Here is a 7472-nt window from a genome sequence, read left to right on the forward strand (position 1 = left end):
CCGGAGTAAGCAGCATGGGGCAAGTACTGAATGATTACCGGCAGATCCTGCAGCAGAGCACTGCAGTGCAGCAAGCCTGGCTGGCGGAGCTTAATTCGCTGCTGGCGCCTCTGTCGGCGGCTGAGCGGGTGGCCTGGGCGCTGCGTCATTTACCGCAGCAACCGATGCTCAGCTCCAGTTTTGGCATTCAGGCCGCGGTGATGCTGCATCTGGTCAGCGTGCAAAAACCGGATATTCCGGTAGTGCTGACCGACACCGGCTATTTATTTCCGGAAACCTATCAGTTTATTGATCAGCTGACTGAGCGACTGGGACTGAACTTGCAGGTTTATCGCGCTGCGCTCAGTCCACAGTGGCAGGAAGCCCGCTATGGCCAGCTCTGGTTAAGCGCTGAGGGTATCAAGCAATATAATCAGCTTAATAAAGTCGAGCCCATGCAGCGAGCGCTTCGCGAGCTAAAAGTGGGCACCTGGTTTACCGGCTTGCGCCGCAGCCAGAGCAGCACCCGTGCCGATAAAGCCATAGTGGAAATCAGCCGCGGGGTGGTTAAGGTGCAGCCTATTATCGACTGGAGCAATAAGGACGTCTTTTACTACTTAAAACAGCATAACCTGCCTTACCATCCGTTGTGGGAGCAGGGCTATCTGTCGGTTGGTGATACCCATTCTACTGCGAAATTTGAACCGGGCATGAGTGAGGAGGATACCCGCTTTAATGGCTTTGGCCGCGAATGCGGTTTGCATATCGACGGTGATGGTATTTGATTAGATAAAGCATCGCCGGTATCTGCTAAACTCCCAACATTCGGTCACCAAGTTAACTGTCGCTACTTTTGTTGCAAATGTGAATTTTTTTGTCTACATTTTTGATGGCTTTCTATAGTCGGAATAACAGATGGAGAATGTTATGAAAATAGAAAATCGAGACGCAGTAGATACTCATATTAGCCCTAGCCAAGGAGGTGCAGTATGAAGCGCGTGTTCGGAATTCTGATTTTATTGACCGCCCTATTTGCTGCTCCTGTGATGGCTAATCAGTGCCTTAACTACTTAAACTTCAATCAAGGTTTGTGTGGCAGTTATAGATATCATCCTATAAACGTTTATTTCCGCGATCAAAATGGTGTACAGCAAGAGTTGACGGTGCATCGTATATACAATAGTAGTGGCGTACCTGTGCAGGCTGACCTAGATTTCAAAGTAAATTGTCTGGGCGGCTGTGGTTCGAATATTGAGTCCACCGTTAACACCGTGCTATGGGCATTCCGTGATGCTTACCTGAACAATAGATTCTACACTATAAGATATTGTGATCCTCTATATGAAGTTTGTTGTGACGGGTCCCAATGTATGGAGATTCTGTCAGAGCCCCAGTCAAAGTTTAACTCTAACGACAGTTTCCAAGTTGAAGAGTTAAGTGGTCGTAGAGGGACACGGAGGCCAATTGAAGAAAATATCCCCATCGCAGACTCGGCCTTGAACCTATATGACAGAGCCGTGCGAATAAGTAACAATGAAGCTGAGTTGAGACAGCAGGTTGTTGCGCAACAACAAGCCTCTATGAAATTTATGATGACAGTTAGTACCAGTGGTGGTCATAACGTCTGCGTTATCACCGGAGATGTTTGTGCGGCGCTAGATGGTTATGTTTCTGTTTCAGATAGTTTCTCAAGTGTTCAATTGGAACACAATTATGGTCCTAAGTTTAATACAGAACTGGATAGATGGTTAAGAGATTGGTTTAGTAATCAAACGCAACAGAAAACATGCACTCAAAGTATGAGTTGTGATGTTACAGGCAGATGCACTATAACTATGCGATGCTCGATTCGTTAGTAGGTTGCGAATTGCGAGGCTGAAATCACTTTTCAGTCTCGCATAGTTTTTGTCTGCTGATGCCTTTACCGGAGAGGCAAGGCTGCATTTACAACATAAGCATTTAAGTCAATTGTGGCATGAAGCGCTAAATCATCCGTGGCCAGAGCTCCGACAGTATGGCGCTGATTGGCTAACGCAGTATTTCGAAACGATTAACGTTGAGCCAGTACAGAAATTATCCACTGAGGCTATCGTTTCTGCAGAAGATCAGCCATAGTAAGCCTTATCTACAGTCATACACGTAATCGCTATGAAATGGTTGTTGGGGGCTTTGCTGCTAAGCGCGAGTCTGGTACTGAGGGCGGAAAGCCTGATCATGTACACCGAGCATTTTCCTCCTTATAGTTTTGAGCAGAATCAGCAAATTACTGGCCTTAACACTGAACTGGTGCGGCGTAGTTGTCAGATTGCCAAGATCCAGTGTGAGTTCCGCTTATTACCCTGGCTACGTGCTTACGAAGCAGCGCAAAATGATCCCAAAGCCGGTTTGTACTCCACCTCACGTAATCCATTGCGGGAAGACGCTTTTCAATGGGTTGGGCCGCTGGCCCATGCCAGTGCCAATATGTACTGGCTAAAATCCCGCCCTGATGCACCACCCCGTACCCTGGAGCAGGCAAAGCAGTATATCGTTGCTGTTGCCCGTGGCGATGTTTATGAGCTGTACCTGCAAAGTATGGGCTTTGAAGTCGATGTCAATTTATTGCGGTTTAATAGTAAATCCGATGCCGTATTGCCGTTTTTGCATGGTAAGGTTGACTTGCTGATTGCCTCGGAACTGATTCTGCCGGTATGGCTGGGCCAGCATCAGCAGCAACCCAGCGCAGTGGAAGCGGTAATCGATTTATCGGCCGTCGGGCATAATTATCTGGCATTACACCCACAACTGCCGTTGGAGCAGGTGCAGCGGTTACAACAAGCGCTGGACCAGTTAAAGGCCAGCGCTGAGTATCAGCAACTGATGCAACACTTTTTACAACCCAAGCCCGCCGTGATCCCCGCTCATCCGTAAAACGCCGCATGGCATTGGCGTCACGGCTTTGTCATGTTCTGGCGCTAAGTTAAGATTTTCTGCACTGTCAGGACATTGAAATTGCCAGCCTTAGCCCAAACCTCTGTGCTGGCTGACTAAGGCGAACTTTGCGACGCGCCGGTGGTCTGTTTTGGCGCTACGACGTATCAATCAAAGCTGAGTGTTATCAATTAAAACGATTAGTATGATTTGTTTTATTCGTTTTAAATGCTAGTGAGGCTTGGCTACACTGGCCAGCGTTGAAACATTAACTGTTTTATTAACTGTAAGGAGCAACACATGTCTTCATTAATCAATACCAAAATCAAGCCGTTTAAAGCCACTGCTTACCATCAGGGTAAATTTGTACCAGTAACTGACCAGGATTTATTAGGTAAGTGGACTGTTGTTTGCTTCTACCCGGCTGACTTCACTTTCGTTTGCCCAACAGAATTAGGCGACCTGGCTGACTTCTATGCTAAGTTCCAGGAAATCGGTGTTGAAGTGTACTCAGTATCAACTGACACCCACTTCACGCACAAAGCCTGGCATGATGCGTCAGAAACGATCAAGAAAATCAACTACCCAATGCTGGCTGACCCAACCGGCGCTATCACCCGCAACTTCGGCGTGATGATCGAAGAGGAAGGTCTGGCACTGCGTGGTACCTTCGTCATCAACCCAGAGGGTGTGATCAAGGTATGTGAAATCCATGACCTGGGTATTGGTCGTTCAGCTGCTGAGCTGTTCCGTAAAGTACAAGCTGCTCAGTACGTTGCTAACCACGACGGTGAAGTGTGCCCAGCTAAGTGGACTCCAGGTGAGAAGACGTTAGCGCCTTCTCTGGATCTGGTTGGTAAGATCTAAGTTTAATGCAACTTGCAGGCAACTGCAGTGTTGTAAGCTGATTACAGCCCCTCTGTGAAGCTGTAATCCAGCTTCACGCTGCCAAAGGAAACTTTGGTGTCTGGCCGGTGGAAACACCGGCCCGATCCTCCCTTGCCTTGCTGCGCCGCGACTTTCAGTTTTTAAGGACTTATTCTCTATGTTAGATACTAACCTGAAGCAACAATTACAAACCTATCTGCAAAACCTGAAAACCGAGGTTGAGCTGGTGGTATCTTTAGATGATAGCGCCAAAGCAGCCGAGGTAAATGAACTGGCAACTGAGATTGCCGAATTATCGAATTTAGTCACCTATCGTCGTGACGATAGTCAGGCCCAGCGTAAACCCGCTATGTTGGTGCGCTCTGTGGCCAAAAATACGCAAATTACCTTTGCCGGTGTTCCACTTGGCCATGAATTTACGTCGTTAGTACTGGCCTTACTGCATTCTGGTGGTCACCCGATCAAGATCGAAGCCGATCTGATCGAGCAAATTAAAAATATTAGCGGCAGTTTCCAGTTTGAGACCTATGTGTCATTAAGCTGCCAGACCTGTCCGGAAGTGGTACAGGCGCTGAATATTATGTCGGCGATTAACCCGAACATCACTAACGTGATGATTGACGGCGCCATGTTCCAGGACGAATTTGCAGCCAAAAATATTATGGCGGTGCCCTCGGTATACCTGAATGGTGAGCTGTTCTCTCAGGGGGCCATTACGCTGGAGAAAATTATCCAGAAAATTGACGTTAACGCCGAAAAACGTCAGGCCGAAGCACTGAAAAACAAAGCGGAATTCGATGTGTTAGTGGTCGGAGGTGGCCCTGCTGGCGCAGCGGCGTCAATCTATGCCGCCCGTAAAGGCTTAAATACCGGTATCGTCGCCGAGCGCTTTGGTGGCCAGGTGGCAGATACCGTCGGCATCGAGAACTTTATTTCGGTGCAGTACACCGAAGGTCCAAAACTGGTAGCCGGTTTAGAAGCCCATGTGCGTGAATACGATGTGGACATTATGAATAATCAGCGGGCGGTGAAGCTGCGCAAGACCGATAAGGTTGAACTGGAGCTGGCCAATGGTGCGGTACTGAAAAGTAAAACCCTGATTTTAAGCCCTGGCGCCCGCTGGCGCGAAATGAATGTTCCGGGTGAACAGGAATACCGTGGTAAAGGTGTCGCTTACTGTCCGCACTGTGACGGCCCGCTGTTTAAAGGCAAGAAAGTCGCCGTGATCGGTGGTGGTAACTCCGGTATTGAAGCGGCCATTGACCTGGCAGGTATCGTTGAGCACGTGACAGTGCTGGAGTTCGCCGCCGAGCTGCGGGCCGATGCGGTTCTGGTGAAAAAAGCCAACTCCATGGGCAATATCACCATTATCACCGAAGCCCAGACCACCGAAGTGACAGGTGACGGCACCCGGGTGAACGGTATTAACTATACCGATCGGAAAACCGGAGAAGCCAAACGGATTGAGCTGGCAGGTATTTTTGTGCAGATCGGTCTGGTACCTAATACTGAGTGGTTACGTGGTGCAGTGGAATTATCGCCGCGTGGTGAGATTATCGTGGATGAGCGTGGTCAAACCTCGATCCCTGGCGTCTTTGCCGCCGGTGATGCCACCACAGCGCCCTATAAGCAAATTATTATTGCGATGGGTGCCGGTGCTAATGCGTCTTTGGGCGCGTTCGATTACCTGATCCGTCACTAAGCAACTGTTTTACATAGCCTGGGATACTCTCTCATCCCTGTTTGGCGGCACCTTTGGTTGCCGCCTTTTTTATGGTGCGCCGGGCATGGCGCGCAGCGCCTTGACCGGCGCTATCTGCTGACTGTGGTGGTTAGCAGGTGACTTGGAGGTGAAAGTCCTCTACACACCCGGCAAGGGGAAGTGTTAGCCGAACGGCAAGGGGGTTCACCGCGAGGTGAAATCTGAAGGAAGCCGAAGGCAAAATGCTGGCCTGACGAACAGGAAGCGGTTTAGGCGTGGCAGCAGGGTGAGGTGGCCATTATCACTAAAGCCCAATACTTGCACGGAATGCTGCAACGTAAAGCCGACAGGCATAAGCAGGAAGGTCGCGCGAATTACCCCGGGAGGTCTGATGGTCTGCCAAAGTGCTACTGACATCGGAAGGTGTTGGGATGGGCCATCAGAAGTCAGCCGAGGCCGTAGTAGTGCTGAAAACCGACAGCATGAAGGGCTGAACATGTTTAACCGCGATTAGGACATTGGACCTCGATGTTGATTGATGATGCACAAGCGCAGGAAATTGCGGCCATGAATAGCAGATGCGAGCAGAACTCGCCGACGCTGCATTATGGTGCTGAAATTAACACGGCGGCCAATGAGCGAACGAAAGCGGAAGTACCGTTGACGATGGAAGCGGTGATAACCCGAGATAACCTGATGCTGGCGTATCAGCGAGTGGTGGAAAACAAGGGTGCAGCAGGGGTTGATAACCTGAGTGTATCGGAATTAAAGCCATGGTTGAGAGAACACTGGGCAAGCGTCAGAGAAACGCTGATAGCGGGTAGCTACCTGCCACGGCGGATACGCAAAGTGGACATTCCCAAGCCAAATGGCGGGACAAGAACGCTGGGCATACCGACGGTGGTCGACAGGCTTATCCAGCAGGCGATAGCACAAGCGCTCACGCCTTATGCAGAGCCGGGCTTCTCAACATCCAGCTATGGCTTCAGACCTCACCGCAATGCATGGCAGGCTGTGCGTCAAGCACAACAGTACATTCATAGCGGCAAGCGCTGGGTTGTGGATATGGATTTAGAGAAGTTCTTTGACCGGGTAGATCACGACATCCTGATGTCGAGATTAGCCCGAATCATCAAAGATGGCCGGTTACTCAAACTCATCCGCCGATATTTGGAAGCAGAGATGGTAGATGAGCAGGGTGTGTTAAAACGCGATAAGGGTATGCCACAAGGCGGACCACTGTCCCCACTGCTATCAAATATCTTGCTGGACGAACTGGACAAGGAACTTGAACGGCGCGGACACAGCTTCTGCCGCTATGCGGATGACTGCAATATCTATGTCAGTAGTCAAAAGGCAGGCGAGCAGGTACTTTGCAGCATCAGTGAATTCTTAGAGAAAACATTGAAGCTGCAGGTGAATGAGCAGAAGAGCGCGGTCGCTAGGCCCTGGGAGCGTAAGTTCCTGGGATACAGCTTCACCAAGCACCAGGTCGTGCGACTGAAAATTGCGCCAAGCAGCGTAAACAGGCTGAAAGATAAAATCAGAAGTCTGACTACGGGAAACGGCTCAAAGTCAGTGGCAAAGGTTATCAGTGAATTAACACCGGTGCTGCGAGGATGGATAAGCTACTTCCGCCTGACTGAAGTCAAAGGCGTGCTTGAGGAGCTGGATGGTTGGATACGGCGCAAACTACGTTGCTTGTTATGGCGACAATGGAAGCGACCTTACACCCGAGCCACAAAGCTAAAGAAAGCGGGTCTGGATGAAGTCAGGGCGTGGGTGTCAGCTTGTAATCAACGTGGAGCGTGGTGGAACTCGGGAGCCAGCCACATGAATCAGGCATACAAGAAAAGTCTGTTCCAGAAAGCTGGACTAGCATCACTGCTGGATTGCCACCGGCAGTTCCAGTGTTAACATGAACCGCCGTATGCGGAACCGCACGTACGGTGGTGTGAGAGGACGGCGGGAGTGATCCCGCCTCCTACTCGAT

The 7472-nt window shown here is 50.0% G+C and carries 6 protein-coding genes; all 6 read left to right on the forward strand.

All coding sequences use genetic code 11. From position 1 onward, the window contains the following. Window positions 1-14: 14 nt before the first annotated feature. The 6 genes from A9165_RS11145 (at window position 15) to ltrA (ending at window position 7396) form a co-directional block, all read left to right on the forward strand. Window positions 15-764 carry a phosphoadenylyl-sulfate reductase gene (locus A9165_RS11145; protein WP_083216268.1) on the forward strand — a complete coding sequence of 250 codons (750 nt, stop codon included), beginning with the start codon at window positions 15-17 and terminating at the stop codon, window positions 762-764. Between the two features lie 204 nt (window positions 765-968). Further along, on the forward strand, window positions 969-1835 hold the full coding sequence (locus A9165_RS11150) for a hypothetical protein (RefSeq protein WP_065955922.1): 867 nt from the start codon (window positions 969-971) through the stop codon (window positions 1833-1835). A gap of 292 nt (window positions 1836-2127) precedes the next feature. Further along, window positions 2128-2889 (forward strand): ABC transporter substrate-binding protein, encoded by a 762-nt coding sequence (locus A9165_RS11160; RefSeq protein ID WP_255365705.1) that lies wholly within the window; start codon window positions 2128-2130, stop codon window positions 2887-2889. Between the two features lie 300 nt (window positions 2890-3189). Then, window positions 3190-3756 (forward strand): alkyl hydroperoxide reductase subunit C, encoded by a 567-nt coding sequence (gene ahpC, locus A9165_RS11165; RefSeq protein WP_008606394.1) that lies wholly within the window; start codon window positions 3190-3192, stop codon window positions 3754-3756. 178 nt (window positions 3757-3934) lie between these two features. Further along, window positions 3935-5479 carry an alkyl hydroperoxide reductase subunit F gene (gene ahpF / locus A9165_RS11170; protein ID WP_065955924.1) on the forward strand — a complete coding sequence of 515 codons (1545 nt, stop codon included), beginning with the start codon at window positions 3935-3937 and terminating at the stop codon, window positions 5477-5479. A gap of 528 nt (window positions 5480-6007) precedes the next feature. Beyond that, window positions 6008-7396 (forward strand): group II intron reverse transcriptase/maturase, encoded by a 1389-nt coding sequence (gene ltrA / locus A9165_RS11175; protein WP_065955925.1) that lies wholly within the window; start codon window positions 6008-6010, stop codon window positions 7394-7396. Window positions 7397-7472: the final 76 nt, after the last annotated feature.

Source organism: Alishewanella sp. HH-ZS (assembly GCF_001704375.1).
GTDB classification, from domain to species: domain Bacteria; phylum Pseudomonadota; class Gammaproteobacteria; order Enterobacterales; family Alteromonadaceae; genus Alishewanella; species Alishewanella aestuarii.

Bases quoted from the DNA above. Each gene is read 5' to 3' on its own strand.
- A9165_RS11145 (WP_083216268.1), top strand. From the start codon at position 15: ATGGGGCAAGTACTGAATGATTACCGGCAGATCCTGCAGCAGAGCACT.
- A9165_RS11150 (WP_065955922.1), top strand. From the start codon at position 969: ATGAAGCGCGTGTTCGGAATTCTGATTTTATTGACCGCCCTATTTGCT.
- A9165_RS11160 (WP_255365705.1), top strand. From the start codon at position 2,128: ATGAAATGGTTGTTGGGGGCTTTGCTGCTAAGCGCGAGTCTGGTACTG.
- ahpC (WP_008606394.1), top strand. From the start codon at position 3,190: ATGTCTTCATTAATCAATACCAAAATCAAGCCGTTTAAAGCCACTGCT.
- ahpF (WP_065955924.1), top strand. From the start codon at position 3,935: ATGTTAGATACTAACCTGAAGCAACAATTACAAACCTATCTGCAAAAC.
- ltrA (WP_065955925.1), top strand. From the start codon at position 6,008: ATGTTGATTGATGATGCACAAGCGCAGGAAATTGCGGCCATGAATAGC.